This window comes from Chryseobacterium lathyri, from assembly GCF_030812195.1.
Taxonomy (GTDB): Bacteria; Bacteroidota; Bacteroidia; order Flavobacteriales; family Weeksellaceae; genus Chryseobacterium; species Chryseobacterium lathyri_A.
This window is the reverse complement of record NZ_JAUSSF010000001.1, coordinates 1,004,485-1,025,746: the sequence shown is the minus strand read 5'-3', so window position 1 is coordinate 1,025,746 and position 21,262 is coordinate 1,004,485. Positions and strand designations below refer to the sequence as shown.

19 protein-coding genes are annotated in these 21,262 nt (G+C 37.7%); 8 read left to right on the top strand and 11 right to left on the bottom strand.

Going from position 1 to position 21,262, the window contains the following annotated elements:
- Positions 1 to 101: 101 nt before the first annotated feature.
- The 6 genes from J2T03_RS04715 to J2T03_RS20535 form a co-directional block, all read right to left on the bottom strand.
- Positions 102 to 1,190, bottom strand: a complete 1,089-nt coding sequence (locus J2T03_RS04715; RefSeq protein WP_307209728.1) for a glycoside hydrolase family protein — start codon at positions 1,188 to 1,190, stop codon at positions 102 to 104.
- Between the two features lie 179 nt (positions 1,191 to 1,369).
- Positions 1,370 to 3,505 carry a hypothetical protein gene (locus tag J2T03_RS04710; protein WP_307209726.1) on the bottom strand — a complete coding sequence of 712 codons (2,136 nt, stop codon included), beginning with the start codon at positions 3,503 to 3,505 and terminating at the stop codon, positions 1,370 to 1,372.
- Positions 3,506 to 3,514: 9 nt separating this feature from the next.
- Complete coding sequence (locus J2T03_RS04705; protein ID WP_307209724.1) at positions 3,515 to 7,078, bottom strand: DUF4450 domain-containing protein; 3,564 nt, start codon at positions 7,076 to 7,078, stop codon at positions 3,515 to 3,517.
- Position 7,079: 1 nt separating this feature from the next.
- Positions 7,080 to 8,483 carry a glycoside hydrolase family 28 protein gene (locus J2T03_RS04700; protein WP_307209722.1) on the bottom strand — a complete coding sequence of 468 codons (1,404 nt, stop codon included), beginning with the start codon at positions 8,481 to 8,483 and terminating at the stop codon, positions 7,080 to 7,082.
- 362 nt (positions 8,484 to 8,845) lie between these two features.
- A complete protein-coding gene (locus tag J2T03_RS20540; protein ID WP_444861136.1) occupies positions 8,846 to 8,992 on the bottom strand; it encodes a bacteriocin-like protein in 147 nt (48 codons plus the stop codon).
- A gap of 28 nt (positions 8,993 to 9,020) precedes the next feature.
- Entirely contained in the window at positions 9,021 to 9,164 is a 144-nt protein-coding gene (locus J2T03_RS20535) for a bacteriocin-like protein (protein WP_157963349.1), read from the bottom strand.
- A 267-nt stretch (positions 9,165 to 9,431) separates the two neighbouring features.
- Between J2T03_RS20535 and J2T03_RS04695 the strand changes: the two genes are divergently transcribed.
- Positions 9,432 to 9,803, top strand: a complete 372-nt coding sequence (locus J2T03_RS04695; RefSeq protein WP_307209720.1) for a hypothetical protein — start codon at positions 9,432 to 9,434, stop codon at positions 9,801 to 9,803.
- Positions 9,804 to 9,900: 97 nt separating this feature from the next.
- Here J2T03_RS04695 and J2T03_RS04690 read toward each other — a convergent pair whose 3' ends face one another.
- Complete coding sequence (locus J2T03_RS04690; RefSeq protein ID WP_307209718.1) at positions 9,901 to 11,394, bottom strand: hypothetical protein; 1,494 nt, start codon at positions 11,392 to 11,394, stop codon at positions 9,901 to 9,903.
- Between the two features lie 606 nt (positions 11,395 to 12,000).
- Here J2T03_RS04690 and J2T03_RS04685 point away from each other — a divergent pair.
- The 6 genes from J2T03_RS04685 to J2T03_RS04660 all read left to right on the top strand — a co-directional run bounded on the left by J2T03_RS04685 (position 12,001) and on the right by J2T03_RS04660 (position 17,333).
- Positions 12,001 to 12,213 (top strand): hypothetical protein, encoded by a 213-nt coding sequence (locus tag J2T03_RS04685; protein ID WP_306842107.1) that lies wholly within the window; start codon positions 12,001 to 12,003, stop codon positions 12,211 to 12,213.
- 147 nt (positions 12,214 to 12,360) lie between these two features.
- Positions 12,361 to 14,112 (top strand): cbb3-type cytochrome c oxidase subunit I, encoded by a 1,752-nt coding sequence (locus J2T03_RS04680; protein WP_307209716.1) that lies wholly within the window; start codon positions 12,361 to 12,363, stop codon positions 14,110 to 14,112.
- A gap of 10 nt (positions 14,113 to 14,122) precedes the next feature.
- On the top strand, positions 14,123 to 15,121 hold the full coding sequence (locus tag J2T03_RS04675) for a cbb3-type cytochrome c oxidase subunit II (RefSeq protein WP_307209714.1): 999 nt from the start codon (positions 14,123 to 14,125) through the stop codon (positions 15,119 to 15,121).
- A 2-nt stretch (positions 15,122 to 15,123) separates the two neighbouring features.
- The gene (locus J2T03_RS04670; protein ID WP_306842112.1) at positions 15,124 to 15,405 is read left to right on the top strand and encodes a hypothetical protein; all 282 of its coding nucleotides are present in this window, start codon (positions 15,124 to 15,126) and stop codon (positions 15,403 to 15,405) included.
- Complete coding sequence (locus J2T03_RS04665) at positions 15,402 to 15,809, top strand: cytochrome C (protein ID WP_307209712.1); 408 nt, start codon at positions 15,402 to 15,404, stop codon at positions 15,807 to 15,809. Before J2T03_RS04670 ends, J2T03_RS04665 begins: the two co-directional genes overlap by 4 nt.
- A gap of 54 nt (positions 15,810 to 15,863) precedes the next feature.
- A complete protein-coding gene (locus tag J2T03_RS04660) occupies positions 15,864 to 17,333 on the top strand; it encodes an alpha-amylase (RefSeq protein WP_307209711.1) in 1,470 nt (489 codons plus the stop codon).
- Positions 17,334 to 17,359: 26 nt separating this feature from the next.
- On the opposite strand, the gene J2T03_RS04655 is transcribed toward J2T03_RS04660, so the two are convergent.
- Positions 17,360 to 17,983: a hypothetical protein gene (locus J2T03_RS04655; RefSeq protein ID WP_307209709.1), complete on the bottom strand. Its 624-nt coding sequence runs from the start codon at positions 17,981 to 17,983 to the stop codon at positions 17,360 to 17,362.
- Between the two features lie 371 nt (positions 17,984 to 18,354).
- Between J2T03_RS04655 and J2T03_RS04650 the strand changes: the two genes are divergently transcribed.
- Positions 18,355 to 18,966 carry a DUF4142 domain-containing protein gene (locus J2T03_RS04650; protein WP_306842119.1) on the top strand — a complete coding sequence of 204 codons (612 nt, stop codon included), beginning with the start codon at positions 18,355 to 18,357 and terminating at the stop codon, positions 18,964 to 18,966.
- Between the two features lie 93 nt (positions 18,967 to 19,059).
- Here J2T03_RS04650 and J2T03_RS04645 read toward each other — a convergent pair whose 3' ends face one another.
- The 3 genes from J2T03_RS04645 to J2T03_RS04635 form a co-directional block, all read right to left on the bottom strand.
- The gene (locus J2T03_RS04645) at positions 19,060 to 19,401 is read right to left on the bottom strand and encodes a nuclear transport factor 2 family protein (RefSeq protein WP_306842121.1); all 342 of its coding nucleotides are present in this window, start codon (positions 19,399 to 19,401) and stop codon (positions 19,060 to 19,062) included.
- 117 nt (positions 19,402 to 19,518) lie between these two features.
- Positions 19,519 to 19,878 carry a prevent-host-death protein gene (locus J2T03_RS04640; RefSeq protein WP_306842123.1) on the bottom strand — a complete coding sequence of 120 codons (360 nt, stop codon included), beginning with the start codon at positions 19,876 to 19,878 and terminating at the stop codon, positions 19,519 to 19,521.
- A 395-nt stretch (positions 19,879 to 20,273) separates the two neighbouring features.
- Complete coding sequence (locus J2T03_RS04635) at positions 20,274 to 21,203, bottom strand: hypothetical protein (protein WP_307209707.1); 930 nt, start codon at positions 21,201 to 21,203, stop codon at positions 20,274 to 20,276.
- Positions 21,204 to 21,262 lie beyond the last annotated feature (59 nt).

Below are 21,262 nucleotides of genomic sequence, written 5' to 3'. Positions count from 1 at the left end.
ACAATATATAAAAATTTGATAGTATACCTTAAGCTGTCCGATTATGCTTAACCGGAAGTCTGGTTTTGGTAAAGCAAAAAATGTAAAAATGGATTTGAGAATTACATTCCGGTATTTGTAATTTCAAAGACAAAAGATGTAGAAGTTTCGAACTTTCCTCCCTGCGTTGCTCCAAATAGGAATTTAGGGGTCTTACCGTCTTTGTCCATTAAAATCATGGGGCGTTCTAACCTCCCGAATCGTTTTAAATGATTAGGTGCTGCAGGCTCCTTAATATAGCTCTTCATATTAAGATAAGCGATTTCCGGTTTGGACCAGTTAAGGCCATCCATGGAGGTTAAGTGTAAACCATATTCATGATTAAAAAATCCCATATCACGGGCTACTATATGGAATTTTCCATTTTGTTTCCAGATAAAAGCATCTTCCAATTGGGCATTGTCAGGCAACAATGAAAAGTCAATGACAGGATTTTCCTTTATTTTCTCGTAAGGACCTGAAGGATGATCAGCCTTTGCCAGTCCATATTTCCGGTTTCCCCTTACCGGGCCTTTCTGATTTTCATATTCTTCAGTGTTCCAGGATTTATAAAAAAGCCAAAATTTGCCGTCATTTCCTTTTATAAAGGCTGGGTTTGTAGTACAATGGTCGTCCCATGAGCCTTTTTTTCCGGGAAGAAGCAGTGGTGTTTCAGGCCTTACCCATTCTCCGTCAAGACTTTTTGAAGTGGCAAGCCCTATTCTTTTAGTATTTGTTTTTCCGTTTTGGTTTCCCATATAGAAAAGATAATACTCGTCTTCTACTTTTGTAATTAAAGGATTATGACAAGTTGTGGCATCCCAAAATTCGCCTCCTCTCGGAGCAAGAATAACTTGTTTATGCTTGAATTCTCCATAGGGGGAATCAGCTTCCGCACGGCAAATTTCAGAACCGTTGAGCCAGCCACCCATTCCTTTTTCTTTTCTCCATCTGGAATAAAAAAGATGAACCTTACCGTCTTCGCCCCAAATCGGAGAATTACACCAAATGTAATAGTTCTCCAATGAAAAGGTTCGCCCGATTGGCTTTAAGCTGAAATAAGGTTTGTCGGAAGATGAATCTGTAAATGACAGCCCCAGAACCCCAGCTGTGATCCCAAGGGCTGAAGTCTGTAAAAATTCTCTGCGTGTAAAATGTCTGGGCTTGTCCATCTCATCTTTGATTTACTGCTAATTTAATATAAACATATAAACAGACTGTCCTGTACTTTCGGTGAACCGTTAATCAGAACTTGTCTGTCTTTATTTATTTGGTTTTGAAAAATTAAAATCAGGGCATAAAAAAGCCTGCCTAAAGGCAGACTCTAACTACTACTATATGAAACTGAAATTTAAGGCATCTTTTTAAAACCTTCCGCTTTTATTTTCCATGAACCGTCTTTTGGAAAACCCGGAAATTCACCTTTGGAACTGTCCCAGCCTTCAAGCATCATGGCAACAGCCGTTAAAACCCCTCCGTTTCCGGGAAGATAAATGCGGAGACGCTTATCCTGAAAATTATGACCGTTTTTAAGATAGGTATTAGTCTGAATATTCATGAAAAGCGCATCCAGAGCTTTATTTGGAAGCCCCAGTCTTGCAGCATTCATGGCCGTCATCGGGAAATCCCAACCCCAGGTATGTTCCCAGTTCCATCTTTCCCAAACAATGTCCAGCGTGTTTTTCATGATTTTTTTATCCAGTTTCGGAGATTCCGGAACCATTCCTAATGCTCCCAAAACAGCAGGGTGATCGGTCATCCATTTGGGAAAAGTGAAAGAATCTTTTGCAGATTCGGTTGACAAATAAACGCCATCCTGAACCGGAAGTGGTGCCAATTTTGCAATAACCTCATCCCATTTTTTATCTCTCGGCTGCCCCAGTCTTTCCTTCCATTGTTGAGCAACTTTCAGTGCCCAATCCCAATAGGCTACTTCATAAGTCGGATTGTAGGTGTCTTTTGCAGGGAAAACTTCCTGTGCCGGAATAACCCCTTTCCCAAGATTATAACGGTTTTTCTCTTGATCATAATGAGCATAATCTGCCATGAATTCAGCGGTGGCAAAAATCAGGTCTTTATATTTTTCCAAAACTTTTTTGTCCTGTTTATCGCGGTACAGAAGTTCAGTCATATAGATGATATGAGGCTGTTCCCAGATCAGGAATGCTGCCACAGAAGACGGGCTTTCATTTCCTTCATTATCAGACATTTTTATCCATCTTACGCCTTTGTAACCTTGCCTTTCTGCTAATTTTTTTGCTTTTTCAAAAGTCCTGAAATAATAATCCAACTGTTTTTCTAAAATCTCAGGTCTTCCCCATAAAGCGTAGTGAACACCATGCCACCAATGCATTTCTGTATGTGGTTTTCCGTACCAGCTGTTGAAGGTCAGTCCTGTTTCCTGTGGCGGATTGCTTCCTCCGCATTGTACTTTGGTTAAATATTCTGACAGAACAATCCTGCGTTCAAGTTCATTCGCTCTTGGGTCTGTACTTTCCTCAAAATCAACGGCTGCACCGCTTTTCCAGAAAGATTCCCAGCCTGAAATACTTTCTTTTTCGGCATCAGCAAATAACGTTTTCCCGCTTTTCGGATTTTTAGCTGAAAACTCAATGCTTAATTCTATTTTTTTGTTTTTTGAAGACGGTTCAAATACAAAATAATGTTTTCCCGCTTCACGTAATTTTCCTTCCGTAAAATAAAACTGAGTATAATAATCCGCACTCTGCAACTGATGGTGAATCACACCTTGCGTTGATTGTGAAGAGACAATTCTTGTAGTATGATCGTTCTCGTTGCCATAAAAAGCAGCATCATCCAAAAACTGTCCGGTAGGAGAAGGGTAGCGTGCGAAAACTTTTAACCTGTTTTCAGTAATTAAGTCAGACTCAATTTTAACTCCGATTTTATCAGAATTCTGAAAAGAAGCCGTCCAGACTTTTACGGGTGTGCCGTCCAATGAGAATTCACTTGTTATAATTCCCGTCCAAAGATCAATTTTCTGATTAATGTTTGTCAGGTCCGAAATCTTTGCTTTCTGGCCATCTTTTTTAAGCAGTTCAATACCGATATTTCCTAATTGCAGACGATGTTTATTGACCCTGAAATACTCAACAGCTCCTTTATTTCGTTCAGGTTCTTTCAGCTGTACACTGTACAGTGCTTTACGTCCTTCATTGTTGAAATCGTATGCTTTTAATGTTTCCTCAAATTTATAATCTTTAGTATTGGGAAAGCTATTCCAACCCCATTCCGACTGGGTTCCCAGGGATACTCCATGTTTGTAATATTCAGGAAATGACTGCATTCCGGTAATGTCGACCGTATAAGCAAATTTTCCGTTTCCAACCGTTAAAGTAGATAAGGTATCCGCTTTTGTATTAACCACATTGTGACGTTGGACCACTTTTTTCCGGTCTATTTTCTGAGCAGTTAAGGATGAAATTCCAATGCAAAAAAGACTCAGGTATATTGCAATTTTCTTCATTTTTTTAATTTATTTTAAAACAGTAGCACTCATCAGTCCGATAACGACATCGTTGCTCACTGCTGTTAATTTTATTGATTTTAATTCTCTGTTCGGGTCAATCGGCAGATCCAGAATGGTTGCGGCACCGCCTTCAACAGCACGGTTGCTTACCCCTTTAATTTCTGCATATTTCGTTAAACTTCCACCTTTGTACAATTCTCCGGTTTTCAGCTGAACCCGGTACGGAATTTTATCATCCGGAATTTCAAAAGCAAAATTATCGTCAAACAAATCCTGCTCAATGGGCCACCAGTTCACAGGATTTTTTAGTTTTAATTCTGTGTCCGAACCGTCTGAATATTGAACTGTAATAGTTCCGTTGGTAATTTGCGACTGCATCGGATTGGTAGAACCTGCCATCAGAAAATAGACTTTTCTTCCTTTTCCCGTAACAGGAATTTCAACCGATTTCGGGAAATTATTCCACTGACTTGTAAAGACAATATTTTTCTCTTCGTTATTCATTAAAAAGGGGATTCCTAAAAATTCGAGCTTCCCGCCTTTTCGTTTTTTCATCAGTCCGCTGTCATCAATTTGAGTAGTGGTCAACGGATAGCACCAGTTCCCGATTCCTTGCCACGGAAGCTGTAGAGTAGGGACATTGAGCCGTGGAGAAAGATATTTTTGATTGAAAATTCCTGTTACTCTCTCATTATATTTTGAGGCCAGTGAGACAGGATTGAATTCGCCTTTATTCTCGATTTCCCAATCTGTTATTTCTATATTTTGCCTGATTTCATTGTATTCAAGCTGAATAAAATTGGTTCCCTTGCTTAGATCGTTTGTTGGAATTTCAATTGATGTATTTTGATTTTTTTGAATTGAAAAAGCTGTATTTAAATTATTGATACTCAATTTTCCATTGATTGTACTGGATGATTTGGACTGAATTTGAAGTTTTTTATTCACCCATTTTATTTCCAAAGGATATTGAATATCAACATTTACAGGTTGCCACCATTTCGTTCCATTTTGTTCCACTTGAACGAAAAAAGTTCCTTTTCTTTCTTCTTTCACCAAACCAAATTGATTTCCGTTTCGGATTTTTATCAATTCCTGCGGGTCATAAACCTGTTGAATCTTCTTTTTTGAATCTAAATTGAGCTGGAGATTTTCAGAGATATAATTGATATAATCTGTCTTTTCAGTTTTTAATTCATCTCCCGAATACGTAATTTCAATGGTAAATTCTTTTCCTTTTTCTGTTTCTAACTTTACAAAAGGCTGTGAAATAGAATTTGGATGTATCGCAAATTGCACTTTTTTACCGTTTACGGTTACCGATCTTATTTTGGTATGATTCACAGGAATCAATACATCAAGCGAAACCGCATTTGTATACTTTGATTTAAACCAATAATTTGTTTTTTTGGAAGTTCTGTTAAATTTAAATTCCCAATCCGGAAGTTTCAGTTCTGCAAAGTTCCAGTCTTTGGGAAACCCTGGCTGTATATTGATTTTATTTTCTAACAATTTTGGATAAATTCCGAAAAGCCCTTCCGTTAAAGTTCTTGCAGCCACACCAATCGGGTCTGCAAAATCACGGTACAATTCCCCACGAAAAGCATCATAGTGAGATAATTGCTCAAAATTCCCAGGACTGATCCCGTAATACATACTTTCAGCCAGATTACCTTTCCAAAGTCGATAGGCATCTTCATTTCTTCCTGCTTGCCAATACGCTAAAGCAGTTTGTAAATTCTCTGCCAACGCCACATTGTTGATCGACCAGTCATAAGGCTGCCAGTTGGTGGTGGAAAGTGTATAATAATCTTTATTGATCTTACCTTTTACTGTTATAGGGATTTTCGGAGTATGGTTGCTGATGTACTGCGTGTTTTGATAATCTTCAAATTCATTTAAAAGATAAGCATCCGAAACATGATAAATCGACCAGATTCCAGGCTTATCGTGAAGAATTTGATTACCCAGGGCATCTTTATATTCAGCAAAATACCCTTTGTTTTTAATCCAAAGCTCGTTTTTCATAGCTTTTAAAATGGATTCAGCTTCTTTTTCGTAAGGGTTGGAATCTTCGCCAATGATTTTCGCCAGTTTTGCCATTTCACGGTTGGCTCTGTAATGATAGGCAGAAGTGTGGGTTACCTTTCCACCTGAATACTGCAAAGCATCACTTGCCCAGATTGCAGCATAAGCATCATAAAGGTCGCCCCGTTTGAAATTTCGTTTTTCCCAATCCATGTGGCGAACCATTGTGGGCCACATTTTCTTTAAAAAATTAACATCTCCGGTGTAGTTGAAGTGAGAAAACATCTGATCAAAAAAGACCAGATTCATATCGTAATGATGCGGTTTTGAATTGTCATTGGGGTTTCTCGAAACATATCCGCTTGAGAACACCGAAGTTCCCATTTTTTCTGCATGTCTTGCTAAGTGCAACAGCGTATCCATTTCAACAGGTGCAGAATCAGGTTTTAAAACTTGAGAATTTGAATAGCTTTCAAAATGTTCTTTTGCGCGGTCGTGCCAACTGAGAACATCGGCTGCATAAGCTCCTCGCCAGGCATTTAGCCTCATCCTCCAGGCAACTGCGCCATGAAGAAACGTCGGGCTTTCCCAAATTCCATCTGCGGCGACAGCTAAAATTGCTCCGAAATTATTTAAATCTGAATCGGGAGTTTTTAATTGAACTCGATTTGTTAATGTTAAACGTGATTGTTCGGCTTCATTAAAAATGATTGCAAGTTGTTCATCTGAAAAGTTTTGATCTGATTTTCCCTTTTTAATTTGAATATAAACAGGATTTTTTTGTGTTGAATACGTTGCGTAAATTATTGGAGATTTTTCCGCCTTATTTTGTGTAAAATCAGCTAGTTTTTCCAACGTTTTCGCATCGGTCAGTTGTAATGAATTGGCGTTTGAAAAGCTTCCGTTGATAAACAGATTTTCTTTTTTCTTGTTTAAATAAGTAAGCTCAAATTGATTTTTATTGATCTGAAACTGATTGCCTTCACAATATTCCGGGAGCAAATAAAAACCTGATTCCGGATCTGCACCAATGTCACCGTTTCTGCTGAATGTTTTTCCGCTTGCTCCGCCATAAACAGCATAGATTTTTGTATTGGAATCTACATTCTCAGTCTCCATTTTTAAAATTAAGCCTTCTTCTTTAGATTGTGCCAAAACTGTCAGTTTTAAACTTCCGGTTCCAAGAATCTGATCTTTAATGGTATAAAGCATCGATCCTGCACGATAACGGGTTTCAATTTTATCAGCCTGGATTAATTTTTTAATGGAATTTCCTTTCTGAATAACAAACTGAAGATTACCGCCCATTCCGGGAAGATACAGCGCAAACTCCGGCAAATCTCCGGTTTCTATTCTTGAGGCGCGGTTGTTGCCATACAAAGCACGGTTGAACCGGTATCTTCCGTTAACCAACAAAAAATCACCATTGTCTTCTTTGTAATGCAGTTCTCTTTCATTTTTTTGCCAATGTTTGGATTGGGAAAAAGAATGTGAGAATGCAGATAAAACGATAAAGCCTGCTAAAATGGATGTTTTCCGCATTTTATTTTTTTAAGTCAGTTAATGGCTGTCCGTTAACAGTCACGTTTTTCAGGGTTACATTCTTTAGGAAATCAACTTTATATGGGATTTCAACACCTTTAATTTTAGCATTGATCATTGTAAAATCTGTTACCGGAGAAGATTCGTAGGCATCAGAAAGGATGGCGTATTTGCCGCCTTTTTCCACCACTAGATTTTCTACCCAGATGTTTCTGATTGTAGGGATGAAGTTGCCTGGTTTTTCGTAATGCATATTGAAACGAACCGCGGCTTCTTTATAAGCGCCTACTTTTGTGTTGTAGAAGAATACATTTTCGATAATTCCACCACGGCTTGAACTGGTTTTAATACGAAGTGCCCTGTCAAGGTTTTTACTGTCCATCACATTTCCTATGGCATAAATATTTTTTGCTCCACCCGCAATTTCGCTTCCGATCACTACGCCGCCGTGTCCGTCTTTCATTTCACAGTTTTCGATGATGTGGTTTTCCGCCGGTTTCCCGATACCTCTTCCGTCTTCATCTCTTCCTGATTTTATGGCAATACAATCATCTCCCGTATCAAAATATGAATCTTTGATCCATACATTTTTACATGCTTCAGGATCAAAGCCATCATTATTAGGACCGTGACTGATTACTTTTACTCTTTCAATCAAAACATTTTCACACAATACAGGATTCAGGTTCCACATGGGAGAATTTTTTACCAAAACATCCGCCATATAGAAATTTTTACTCTTATAAGGCTGAACGAAATTAGGTCTCAAATAATATCCGTCACCGAATATTCTTTCTCTCGGATCTTTCTTTTGCGCCATGTATTCATGCAGTTTTGCACGGGCCGGATTTTGTCTTCCCGGACGGGACTCGTTCCAGCCATACTTTTTTGCACCACACCAGAACCACCAATGGTCGTTATCAGAGTTTCCGTCTAGTGTTCCTTTTCCGGTCACAGCGATATTTTCTTCCTCATAAGCATAGATCAACGATGAATAATTCATACATTCCATTCCTTCCCATCTTGTGAAAACAATAGGGTAGTCATTACTGTCCTGGCTGAACAAGATCGTTGCACCTTCACTGACATGTAAATTCACATTGCTTTCTAAATAAATAGCCCCTGTCAAAAAGATACCTTTTGGAACTACAACTCTTCCTCCGCCTTCTGAATTGCATTTTTCAATGGCATTTTTAAAAGCTTCCGTATTTTTTGTTTTTCCATCACCAATGGCACCAAAATCGGTAATGATATAGTCTTTTTTTCTGAAGTTGGGTTTTACAATTTGTTTTTTTAATGTCTTGATTTCCTTTAAAGGCTGTTCCGAGGAAGTCCAGGGTTTGTATTGCCCCGAAACGGCAACTGACATGATTAATGCAAAAAATATTAAAGCGTATTTTTTCATAATATTAGAGAGATATATTAGTTTAAGAAAGAACATCAATATTAAAATCTCTTTCTTTATCGCAATCTAAAATAATTATGATTAAAAATTATCCTGCACTGTCGGTATAGAATTTATTAATTGCTTCATGGAGTGCTTTGGGATGGGAAGAGATTTTCCATTTGGTGAAGATGCTATTAAATAGAGGCTGTGTTACAGCATATTTCCAATTGAAAGGGGTTGAATAGTTTTATTGGTATGACCGGCCCTGATATATGATACAGATCTAAAATTGAAATTAGATATTGCCACAATAACCCTTTATCCCTACAAAAAAGCCTTAGAATTCTTGATTCTAAGGCTTTTTATTTCTGATAACTAAATTAACTTAATATATCACATGGTGCTACACAAATTATCCAGGGACATCTTTTTATTCCCGGAGGCGGGCAACATGCTTCGGAGCAACTCAATGCTCCACCATTGATATTCTTCAACTGATCTCTTGAAATTTTCTTAGAATTTTTCATAACAAAGGAATTTGGTTAAGTTTAAGATTTAGGGCTGATTTCCGCCGCCACATCCGTCGTATGGCATGCACTGCCATTTTCCGCTGATTAAGCATAGCTGACCACCCGGGCAGTTAATGCCACCTGTAATTGACTTCATTTCCTGTCTTTCGATTTTTTTTAAATTTTTCATAAAAATTAGGTTTAGTTCTAACCGAAATTAATAAATTTTCTTCAATTCAGTGAAATTATTTATAAAAATTTTTATCTTTAATGAGCATGGTTGTATCATATTTTACTTTAAACTATTTTAAAAAAAGTAAAAATATAACGAGTATGAAGGATATTTAAGCCTACTTTTTAAGAGAATCTGTAAAAAATTCTTCGCCCGAAAAAAAACTTGTCTTGTGGCAAGTTAGTTTTCATAATGACTTGGTAATTTTGGATAAAAGCCTTGAATATGAATACAAAATTTGAAGCAGGAATTAATATTGCCATAAAAATTCCAAAAAGCAAATATGAAAAAACGGTTGCTTTTTACAGGGATATTCTGAAGTTGGATGTTGAAGAAAAATCGATTGTCAATCCTACCGTTTCCAGAACACACGAAGTAAAATTCGGTAACAATATTATATGGCTGGATTGTGTGGACAACTATACCCATTCTGAAACGTGGTTACAGCTTACCGTTCCCAATATAGAAGAGGTTACAAAATATTTACATATGAATGGTGTAGAGACCTGTGACGAAATTGAGGAACTTCCTGAAAATATGCACTGGATTACTGATCCGGCAGGTACAGTTTTCAATGTACAGGAAATGCCAAAATAATATTAAAAAAGCTGTAACCATTAGATTACAGCTTTGTATCTTATTAAGGATCTTGGCAATTTTCAAGAACTGAAAAACTGCATAGAATTGATTTCGATTACTTGATTGTGACAGTCATATTCGGAACTATGATATCGCCATTAGAGCCTGAATATCTCTGAGCAAATATTTCAATATAATCATTATTTGTAAGCTCGGTAGTTCCGTTTATTGGCAATACCACAATGTCATTGGTAGTTGATCCTCTGCCGTATACCTTGTATTGACTTAAAACAGTTCCGCTTTTGGCAATATATATTATATAAGTTCCTGCTGCGGGAACCTGAAAAGAAATGGATCCTGTTACTTGAAAAATTCTTTTCTTTTTGCCCAAATATCTTAATCTGTTGGGAACACCGTCTGTTGAAAACCTGAATAAGTTTGATGAGATGGAAGATGAACTTGCATTACCAACCTTCACAATATTGCTGGGATTAGTACCGTTGCTAAAACTGACGCCAATGCCGGTTCCTACAGCATAGTCTACAGCAAAATCACCAACAGCATTCGTATCAGATTCAGTGGGTATTCCGGCAGCTCTTACTGTCCAGCTATTGTTAAAATTATATCCTGGATAAGTTCCTGTAGCATATGGTCTGATATAACCTGCAGTATTGGTACCCGTAAAAACAACAGATTCCATAACAGCATCACCGGTTATTGTAAGACCGGATGTTGATACGTCAAATCCTGTGGCTGACCCGTTCACCTGGCTGAATCCGCCCTGCTTTTCTATTAATGTGAAAGTACCTGTCAACCGTTCGTACGTTCCGGAATTATTCCCAAACCATCCTATATTGCTAAGTAGCAGCTGCGTTATATTATTATACGTTATACCGTTACTGTTTCCTGTAAATTGAATGATACTTAAAAATACCAGCCCAAAACCAGAGATTGTTCCCACGGTATTCGAGTTGGCAACAACACAATCCCGGAATATTAGGTTTTGCGCAGCAGATCCGTTTAAATTGAAAACATTTCCGCCCGGTGCCGTAAGCGTTAAACTTCTGATACTACCACCTGTGGCGCCATCAAAAATATTGCCCGAAGTTCTCCGGATAATGTCGTTATTGCTGTCATGGCCAGTAATGTAAGAATTATTTATATCAATAGGCAGGTCGAATGTTACCTGTCCATTAATCTCGTAAAGTGTATTGGAGTCCATAAGATATTTCCCCCCGCCTCCGGCAGCAAGTTCATCGGCTAAAACTGTATTCAGCACATCAGTAGATTTTATGCGTTTAAAGTTAAGTCTTTCAGTTACACTGCTTGCCAGTGGAGACCATGATGATGTAGAATTTACATAATAATAAAATAACTTCAATGTAGTATCGTATACCATGAGTCCGTCTGCAGGAGAGACTATGGCGGTCCTTTCGGCTGTGGTCATCCTTGGGGCAAGCATTCCCTTAGTTGTGGAACTTACATCGAGAATAGAACTTGCATCGGGAGTTGGAGTTCCAATTCCAATCTGGGCTTTTCCGGTAAAGATCATAAGTAAGAAAAACAGCAATAAAAAGTTCTGGTAATAGCGGATAATAATTGTATTCATGGTTAATTAATTTATGGTTATTATAGTAAGATTGTGGCTTTCTGTGGCCAGAAGTGTATGATTGGTAAGTATTATCGATAAACTCAAACTGTATAAGATGGATTTGATAAATAATAGCAGAAAGAATTATAACAAATATAATAAATCTCTAGTTGTTGAATTATGATTAGAATCATAATATTTAACTAAAGGAAAGGCTATACTTGTTGATCTTTTTTATAAGGGTTCAGCAGGAATGTTAAAAAGTAAATATATTAGATTCCAATAAATATAATAGTTATGGTCTCGCGATCATCATACCGGTGAAGAATACAGCTTAGATTTTAGTTGATTAATACACTTATACTATCTAAAATGCTGCATTTACCTCTCATCTTATGGGAGGCTTTTTAATATTACCGAAACAGTCGGTGGCAATTTTAGTGCATTATATTCGTTATATATTTTGAGGAGTTCTGAAAGAATAATTTCTGACCTCTGCAAGATTATCATTGATAGCCATTGTTACGGTAAGTGGATTTAAATATCTGCCTTTATGATATGGGTCATAAAAAAGCAAACATCAGTTTTTATAATTTTGTTATACACAGCACAAAATTGAATATTATGAAGTCAACCATATTAATAACTTTAATGTTGGGCTTCTTTGCCGTCAGTTGCAAAAAAGAGTCTCAACCACAACCTACCCATATCGACAGCTTAAATACCGGAGACAGTATCGTTACAGGTACCGCACAGGTTACGCCGGATGCTGGTGACAATACGCTTCCTATGGACAGTACGGCTTATAATGTAGATTCCATTAAAAACAGTAAGTAGTTTTTAAATTGCTTCTGTCATACGTTTTCTTTTAAGAAAAGCGGAATTGACACTTTTTTATCTTGGAAAGGTGATCAATATAGATTCTGTAGAAATTGATAATGTATTCAATAGACACTACCATATATTAAACCCTAAAATTTCATTATGGGAGAATCGTCATTATTCAATCAGACGGGTATCCAGATAACGATACTGTTAATGCTAATGGTGATTATTGCCGGATTAGTCATCCTTATCTTTAAATTTTTATCCATCTACGGAAGGATATTAAAGCGGAAAGAACTTCAGGAAGCCCGGAAAAAAATAGAAGAGATGTCTTCTGAAGAACTCAGAGAATATGAACAGAGGGAAAACGAACTGAATTTCCATCCTGCAGAAAACGAACTCTCCGGTACCTTACCGCCTGCCGATGAAAAAGGAATTATCCGGAACATTAATTCTGTAGAAGATTTGAGAGTGTTTCCTACCAAAAGAAGGACATCATCTTTCCAGCAATATATAAGCCCTGAACTGAGCCGGCTTATTCTTTATTTTCTGGGGACCGCCATATTCTGGCTTATTATAGGAACCAGTTTTGGGCTCTATGCCGGGATAAAATACGTGGCCCCTGATGTTGAACATACCAGTTGGCTGAGTTTTGGCAGACTGCGCCCTGCCCATACCAATGCCGTGTTCTGGGGCTGGGCTTCTTTAGCAATGGTAGGATTTTCATATTACGTTGTTACAAGAGTGAGTAATGTAGAAAATTACAATATCAAGCAGGGTTATATTTCTCTAATTCTCATCAATGCTGCGGTTCTGGCAGGGACCATATCTTTATTGGCAGGAGTTAATAATGGTGGCGGAGAGTACCGGGAATACATATGGCCTATTATGATCACCTTTGGAGCCGGTATTGCGCTATCGTCTCATAATTTATTTAAACCTGTTGTAAAAAGAATTGTAAAAGAAATTTATATTTCAAATTGGTATATTATTTCAGGATTCATGTTTATTATAATTGTCATTATTGTGGGCTATATCCCTATATGGCAGGACGGAGTGGGAGAAACAATTACCCAGGGTTATTATATGCATCAGGCGATTGGTATGTGGTTTATGATGATTAATCTGGGGTTAATGTATTATTTTCTTCCTCAGCAGCTTAATAAGCCTATTTATTCCTATAGTCTGGGAGCATTGGCTTTCTGGACCCATATTTTATTCTATACATTAATAGGAACCCATCATTTTATTTTTAGTGCTATACCCTGGCGGCTGCAGACGACAGCTATTGTTGCCAGCGTCGGGATGTTGATTCCAGTGGCTGCCGGAACCACTAATTTTCTTTTGACCTTTAACGGAGCCTGGTTTCAACTTAAAAACAGCTATACGCTTCCTTTTTATTTCATGTCGATTATTTTCTATTTTACCGGGTCTTTCCAGGGTACTGTGGAAGCTTTTAGATATACGAACCTGCTTTGGCACTTTACAGACTTTACCGTCTCTCATTCTCATTTAACCATGTATGGAATTATCACCTTTATGTTATGGGGATTTTCATATACCCTTATTCCACGGCTTACCGGAAAAGAACCTCCCAAATTATTAGTAGGAATGCATTTTTGGCTGGCATTAATTGGGCTGCTGTTTTATGTTATTGCATTAATGATTGGCGGAACACAGACCGGATTGTTATGGATGAAAAAAAAGCCCTTCATAGATGGTGTTATCAATATGTTTCCTTTCTGGCTTTGGAGAGCGATAGGAGGAACCATGATGTGGGTAGCCCATCTTATTTTCGCCTATAATTTTTACAGAATGATCACACCGGACAGGAATATCAGAATTCCACGAACGCCAGCCGAAATACTGGCTGCGAAGAAACAGAATAGCCATAATGAATTTAACACCTAAAAAAATACTGATGATACTATTGAATGATCATAGAATACTTTTCGGGTCGGCACTTTGTCTTTTTGTTTTTCTTACGCTTTATATTGCCGTGCTTCCGGCTCTTGACAATCAGAGGATCAATAAACCTTTACCCAGACAATCCAAAGTGTTAACCGCAAAGGAGAAGGCAGGTAAAATGGTATATATCGAAAACGGCTGTGTAGCGTGCCATACCCAGCAGGTGAGAAATGTTGAGATGGACAATGTATTTGGTAAAAGACCAAGTATCCCGGCAGATTTTGCGATTAACAGAAGAACTGACTTCTGGAGAAATACAGCCAACTTAATGGGAACGCAGAGAGCTGGCCCCGATCTTACTAGTATAGGAGAGAGACAGCCAAGCGCTGAATGGCATCTGATCCATCTTTATCAGCCAAGAGCCGCAGTAGAAGCATCAATAATGCCTTCTTATGAATTCCTTTTCATAGAAAGAGATTATCTGCAGCCGGGTGATGTAGAAGTTAAAGTGCCGGAAAAATTTCTTAAAAATAAAAGAAAGAAAATAGTAGCTACAACAAAAGCGCTTCAACTGGTTGCCTATCTGAAATCTTTAAAACAGACCGACTACACAGATAAATCTATTGTTCCGCCATTTTTGTATAAACAGACGAAAAAAGAGACGGAAGGAGCACAGGGAGCCACAAACTTACCAGACGGTGCAGAGCTTTTTACGGCTAATTGCGCTTCATGCCACCAGGCGAACGGGGAAGGAGTGCCCGGAGCATTCCCACCCCTTAAAGGCAGCCCGGTAGTAAGTGGCGGGGATCTGGAACTGTATGTAACGATTATTATGAAAGGCTATGACCCCAGACCGGAATTTGCAACGATGCCGCCTGTTGGAACTAATGCCAATTTTACGGCAGAAGATGTTACAGCCATCATTAATCATGAAAGGACAAGCTGGGGAAATAACTCAAAAAAAGTGACCTTGGAAGAAATAAAAGTAATCTATGATAAAATAAAAAAATAGCAATGAAAAATAGATTAAAAAAAATACTGTCTGTGACTTTAATTCTATTAGTTAATTATGCGCTGGCGTGTGATGCCTGTAAGCTTCAGCAGCCGGAAGTCACTAAAGATCTCACGCATGGTACTGGACCTGAGAGTAATTGGGACTGGTTCATTGTAGGAATTGTTATCCTGATAACAGTTTTAGCCTTTATATATTCAGTTAAATATCTGATCAAACCGGGTGAAAAAGATAAAAAGCATATTAAATATTCGGTTTTTTCAGATGAAAATTTAACATTATGACAAAAGACAGGAGCAAAGTTTTTCTTTTCCTGGATGATGACCTGCATCCCATTGCAGAGTTGGAGACTCCTATTGTATTTGACCTGGATACTAAAAAACTGACCGATGGGGAACATGTATTAAAAATTGTCAGCCAGTCGCCATCAGGAAAAGAAGGGATAAGAAAAATCAATTTTACGGTTGCCAACGGGCCATCCATAAGAATTGAAGGTCTGAAAAACAAAGATGTAGTAGACGGTACATTATCATTAATGATCAATGCTTATGACAAAGGAAACCAGAAAAGTTTTCTCATCAACGGAAGCGAAACCCCACAGACGATACCCTTCTGGATCTGGATTATCATTATCTTATTCGTTGGATGGGCTGTTTACTATGAAATAACGAGCTCTGCAATACAGTAGCAGAGAGCTCGCATGCAGATTAAAATTAATTGTGAATGTCTAACAGAATTAGATATGAATGGAGTTATTATACAATTCTTTCATTGGTATCATGAAGGAAATTTATGGAATGAATTTACGAAAAAACTTGACGATCTTAAAAATCTGGGATTTACGGCGGTATGGCTTCCGCCTGCAACAAAATGCGTTTTAGGACAGGAGGGAAGAGGATATGATATTTATGATTTGTATGACCTGGGAGAATTTAATCAGAAAGGAGGTATTCCCACAAGATACGGAACAAAAGATGAATACCTGTCCGCCATTAAAAAAGCCCATGAAGCAGGTATATCCGTTTATGCTGATATTGTACTGAATCACAGAATGGGCGGCGATGAAAGTGAAACTGTTACCGTACATCAGGTCAATGAAGAAAACCGGAATGAAACTATTGGCGAACCCTTCACAGCAAAAGCTTACACAAAATTCCTTTTTCCGGGAAGAGACAGAAAATATTCTGATTTCATATGGGATTATACCTGTTTTAGCGGAATAGATAGCATTCAGAAAGACCAGGAAGAGATAAAAGGGATTTTCAAAATCCATAATGAGTATGGAACAGAATGGAACCCGGCGGTAAGCCATCAGTTCGGAAATTACGATTATCTGATGGGAGCTGATGTAGAATACCGTAATCCTTATGTTGTCACAGAAATGAAAAACTGGATCAAATGGTATCTGGAAACTACCCATGTGGATGGATTACGCCTGGACGCCCTGAAGCATCTCTCGGTTGATTTCTTACAGGAATGGATTACCTATATAAAAACAGAGCTGAAACCTGACTGTTATATTTTGGGTGAATTCTGGAAGCAGGAATCTGAAAAAATATCTGATTTTTCCGATAAAATCAATGATATGATCTCCTGTTTTGATGCACCTCTCCATTACAATTTTTTCAGGGCATCAAAGGATGGACGGAATTATGATCTCAGCCAGATTTTAAAAGGCAGTTTTCTGGAAAAAAAGCCCGTTCTTTCCGTATCGTTTGTTGAAAATCATGACACACAGAAGCTGCAATCCCTGGAATCAGCTGTAAAGGATTGGTTCAAACCTCTGGCTTATGCTATTATTTTATTATCGGAAGAGGCATATCCCTGTGTTTTCTATCCCGATCTTTTCGGTGCGGAATATACGGATACAAAAGATGGTGAAGAAATAAAAGTCATTATGCCCAAGGTGGAAATTCTGCCTAAGCTGCTTGAAGCAAGGAAGCAGTTTGCCTATGGCGAGCAGATCAGCTATTTTGATCACCCCAACTGCATTGCGTGGGTGAGAAAAGGAAATAATGAATATCCCGGCTGTATTGTAATCCTATCCAACGGTGAAAATGGTTATAAAGACATAGAGCTTGGAAAAGAAAACGCAGATTCCGTATACCGCGATTTTACCGGGCAAAGGAAAGATGAAATTAAAACCGATGAAAATGGCAAAGCCAGATTTGTGGTCAGTTCACAATCTGTAAGCGTCTGGATTAAAGTATAGATATATCTTATTGACTTTAATGGAGGCTAAAGAGTCATCCTTAAATTGACGTCTACCACATCGCCCTCTTTTTTAATGGTAACAGATTTCCGGATGTTTGCCTCACTGAGAATCTTAAAGTAATGATGTCCCTGTATTTCTCTTGAACTTTGAAGAGTATTATTGATATAGGTATTCTCATAGCCCAAAGTATAACTCTGCTGTTTATCCTGTATATAGTTGAATCCGGTGATCAGCAAATATTGTCCGGGCATGAGATTATTGATCTCGAAATTGCCTTTATCATCCTTTACCTGTATTACTTTAATGCAGGCTTTAGCCTCTTTGTGCAGTTCTACTATCTTACCTTCTTTTTCATACTTTTTGCTTACTTCTAGCCACTCTTTAAAATAGGCAGTTTGTGGCATTACAATAATAGAAGTCCCTTTGGGTGCATACTGTCTTTTGTTGATGTTAAGGACAGCAATTCCTTTGATGCCCGATTGGTTATCTTTAGCAAAAGCTTGCCCTTTAATGGTTGACTTGCCCCCTGTCATCAACTGTATGGTTTCACTTTTATTAAATTGGGCTTTCTGCTCAACCGTGAATGACTGGGCGCCAGCTGCAGAAAAAAGCAGGAAAAAAGCTATGATATAGTAATTTTTTTTCATAACAATAATATTTTGGTTAAAACTGGTAGGTTGTACATTACAAATATATCAAAAAATACAAACACCGGTATTAAATGCGTAAAATTCTGGATATTAGTTAAATCAACAATTTACACTCATTTTATTCAAAGCTTTTGGTCTTCTAATTTTACCGTTTAAGGTTGGAGAAATTTCACAGGAAATTTATTTTAATTACAAAAATTGCACTTGTAGAAGAAGGTAAAGTTCAGCTTAATTTTATAAAGAGCTCATTATATGATGTTTAGAAATGTATTGATATCATGAAATGTGAATTTTGGCAAATAAATTGTTGTATTTGTATTGAAGTGCTTGTATACTTCATTATTTATCATCACTTTAAAATTATTATTATGAAAAATTCTGTTTTAACACTTTTTGCAGCTGCTGCTTTGATTGCCTGCAAAAAAAATGAAACTACATCTGTAAACGAATCTACAGGTACCCCTACTGTATCTGCCCCGGCTGAATCCGGAATGACGGTTACTGATTCTACTAAAATGGCAGATACCACGGCCACTACAAACTCTCTCAGTGATCAGGACAAAAAATTTGCAGATGCTGCAGCGACAGGAGGGATGATGGAGGTAATGATGGGTCAGCTTGCAGCCACTAATGCTTCTAATGCAGAAGTGAAAGCATTGGGAGAAATGATGGTAAAAGATCACAGCAAAGCTAATGATGAGCTTAAGAAATGGGCTAAGACGGCAGGCTACACTCTACCAGCCAGTCTGGATGCCGAAAAGCAAAAGGAATATGATGATCTAAAGGCAAAAAAAGGAGCTGAGTTTGATCAGAAATATACCAATTTAATGGTCAGTGATCACAAAAAAGACATAGAAGAATTTAAAAAAGAAGCTTCAGAAGGTAAGGAGGCGTCTTTAAAATCTTTTGCAAGCAAAACCCTGCCAACATTGGAGCATCATTTAATGGAATCTGAAAAAGCAAAAAATGCCGTAAAATAATGTACGGTACTTACAGCATAAGCTCCTCTTTTCATTAGAGGAGCTTATATTTTTCAGAATGTTATCAAAATCGATTATTTAATAGCCGAAGAATTATCTTTGGATAACAAAACCTCTCAACTCTGCCATTTTTCCATCTTGGAATCTCCACACATCACAGTAATCATACTCTGTCCATTGGCCATCTTTGTTCAGCAGGCTGATTACGCCTACTGCCGTGACAAAATCTCCTTCACTTATCATATATTCTACATCAAATTTTGGAGGTTCTCTGTAGGTATCCGCCAGATAATTTTGCACTTCTTCTTTTCCTGAAAGAATTTGGTCTCCTACAAATATCCATTTTGTATTTTCGCTGCAATACGAAAGAAAGGTCTCATGATCACCTTTTGATATGGCGGCATTTGCTTTTTCTAAAACAGTTTTATTATCCATGAGTCAGATATTTTAAATAACCAATAAAGATGACTAATTTGAGATTAGCCGTTTAAGATGCTGCTGCTACCTGATTAGCAGTCTGCTAATCGGGAAGGTAGGAAATAAGGACAAAATCTAATTAAGCTGGTAGTTAACAACTACTAAGCTCAAAATGAAATGGACATAATCCTGTTGAGCCTCCTTTACATTCATCAGTTTGTTTTTATAAGCATAGGAATTCAGAACTTTTATTAGTTTCTGGTAAGTTTCAAAATGATCTCCTTTAATTTTGACTCTTCCATTACCGTCTCTTGTTTTAATAATTTCATTATCCAGGGTTCTGACTTTAAATAAGGCATATGATAATTTTGGTTGGAAATTCATTCGCCCTGTATATCTTTCAACTATATTAACCTTGAACGAGTCGAATACGATTGTGTTAAAAACAACAGTAGAGTAAGCATCCTGAGTATTGAGCTCAAGTGTATAGTTCATTATTTTATTTTTTTACAAATTTACTCAGAAGCTTAAAAGAATCAAAGTAAAATAAAAATTTAACTTTTTAATAACTACTGATCGATAGCTTTTTCGCACAGTATTAGCTACTTAGAAGAAATGATTTATGGCCGGAAGTACTGATCAGGACGGGAAATAATGAAAATGTCCTCCAGGAATGATCCAGGAAGTGCTCAGGAAAAAAACAGATACTATCTTAAAGCCCTTTGGATCAGCAGAGATAGTTAAATTCAACAATCTGAATAACAATTTTTTGATTGGAAAATATAAACCAGGATCCCCCTTTTTGTTTGGGAACAAATTGCTTCTTTCTCATCATGTATGATGGTATGTAATGATAGGAGGGGGATTAACTGGTTTATATATGGTACTGTTTAATTAGCGATTTTATAACCGTAAAAAGAACTTACTACCACCTGGTAAGTAGTCCCGCTGGTTACGGCTGCTGCGGAAGCCATACTTACGGTTTCTCCTGCGTTCAGATAGGTGATGCATGAAACGTTTGCTCCTACCAATATACCAGGGCTTGCCTGATAAGACTGAACCAAGATATTATTGGGGGTGGTGCTGAAGTTTTTTACAAGATATAATATGGCCCACGCAAAATTAGGAGCACCGGCAATCGCACCATTATCAAACTGGGTAGAGCCGTAAAACATATAGTATCCACTGGTAACGGCAGTAAACCTTCCATTGGCCGTATTCATCACATTTCCTGTATTGATGACCGTTCCTTGCGGATAATTAATTTCACCGTTGATATAAGGTCCGCTCACTGTAGCAGGTAGAGACTGTCTGGTTGTCGTGCTTATTGTTGAAAAGGCATAAGTGGATGCTGCTGCGGGCAGATTGTTGGAGCTTGAAAGTAAAATAAGCTCCCATGTTGTATTGGTCACTGTTCCTTTGCTTATGAAAAAGGCATAGTAACCAGGAGGTACACTGATAGAAGCTACTCCCGCCCCGCTTTGATTATCAATCAGTTCTGTTCCGCTGGCGGCAATAGATAATGTTGCCGTTCCGGTATTTTTGAAATGATAAGTTCTTCCAATAAAATTACCAGATCCGGTCACGGCAGCAGGCAGTGTTAAAGTACCGTTGCTGTTGCCATTATAGGCTATATAGTAATCATTGGCATCAACAGGTCCACTTGTTCCTGTGGTTTTGTAGGTTGCGGCAAATGAACCATTAACGGTTAGCTTACTGCCCGGATCGTTGGTATTAATACCTATATTTCCTGTCTGAGAATACATTAAATTTCCGCTTAATGCAAGAAGTAACGGGAGAAAAAATATTTTTTTGGTCATCTTTTATACAATATTAATTAAGAACAAGGATTGATGAACTGCTATTGGAATGAGGGATT

Bases quoted from the DNA above. Each gene is read 5' to 3' on its own strand.
- J2T03_RS04715 (WP_307209728.1), bottom strand. From the start codon at position 1,190: ATGGACAAGCCCAGACATTTTACACGCAGAGAATTTTTACAGACTTCA.
- J2T03_RS04710 (WP_307209726.1), bottom strand. From the start codon at position 3,505: ATGAAGAAAATTGCAATATACCTGAGTCTTTTTTGCATTGGAATTTCA.
- J2T03_RS04705 (WP_307209724.1), bottom strand. From the start codon at position 7,078: ATGCGGAAAACATCCATTTTAGCAGGCTTTATCGTTTTATCTGCATTC.
- J2T03_RS04700 (WP_307209722.1), bottom strand. From the start codon at position 8,483: ATGAAAAAATACGCTTTAATATTTTTTGCATTAATCATGTCAGTTGCC.
- J2T03_RS20540 (WP_444861136.1), bottom strand. From the start codon at position 8,992: ATGAAAAATTCTAAGAAAATTTCAAGAGATCAGTTGAAGAATATCAAT.
- J2T03_RS20535 (WP_157963349.1), bottom strand. From the start codon at position 9,164: ATGAAAAATTTAAAAAAAATCGAAAGACAGGAAATGAAGTCAATTACA.
- J2T03_RS04695 (WP_307209720.1), top strand. From the start codon at position 9,432: ATGAATACAAAATTTGAAGCAGGAATTAATATTGCCATAAAAATTCCA.
- J2T03_RS04690 (WP_307209718.1), bottom strand. From the start codon at position 11,394: ATGAATACAATTATTATCCGCTATTACCAGAACTTTTTATTGCTGTTT.
- J2T03_RS04685 (WP_306842107.1), top strand. From the start codon at position 12,001: ATGAAGTCAACCATATTAATAACTTTAATGTTGGGCTTCTTTGCCGTC.
- J2T03_RS04680 (WP_307209716.1), top strand. From the start codon at position 12,361: ATGGGAGAATCGTCATTATTCAATCAGACGGGTATCCAGATAACGATA.
- J2T03_RS04675 (WP_307209714.1), top strand. From the start codon at position 14,123: ATGATACTATTGAATGATCATAGAATACTTTTCGGGTCGGCACTTTGT.
- J2T03_RS04670 (WP_306842112.1), top strand. From the start codon at position 15,124: ATGAAAAATAGATTAAAAAAAATACTGTCTGTGACTTTAATTCTATTA.
- J2T03_RS04665 (WP_307209712.1), top strand. From the start codon at position 15,402: ATGACAAAAGACAGGAGCAAAGTTTTTCTTTTCCTGGATGATGACCTG.
- J2T03_RS04660 (WP_307209711.1), top strand. From the start codon at position 15,864: ATGAATGGAGTTATTATACAATTCTTTCATTGGTATCATGAAGGAAAT.
- J2T03_RS04655 (WP_307209709.1), bottom strand. From the start codon at position 17,983: ATGAAAAAAAATTACTATATCATAGCTTTTTTCCTGCTTTTTTCTGCA.
- J2T03_RS04650 (WP_306842119.1), top strand. From the start codon at position 18,355: ATGAAAAATTCTGTTTTAACACTTTTTGCAGCTGCTGCTTTGATTGCC.
- J2T03_RS04645 (WP_306842121.1), bottom strand. From the start codon at position 19,401: ATGGATAATAAAACTGTTTTAGAAAAAGCAAATGCCGCCATATCAAAA.
- J2T03_RS04640 (WP_306842123.1), bottom strand. From the start codon at position 19,878: ATGAACTATACACTTGAGCTCAATACTCAGGATGCTTACTCTACTGTT.
- J2T03_RS04635 (WP_307209707.1), bottom strand. From the start codon at position 21,203: ATGACCAAAAAAATATTTTTTCTCCCGTTACTTCTTGCATTAAGCGGA.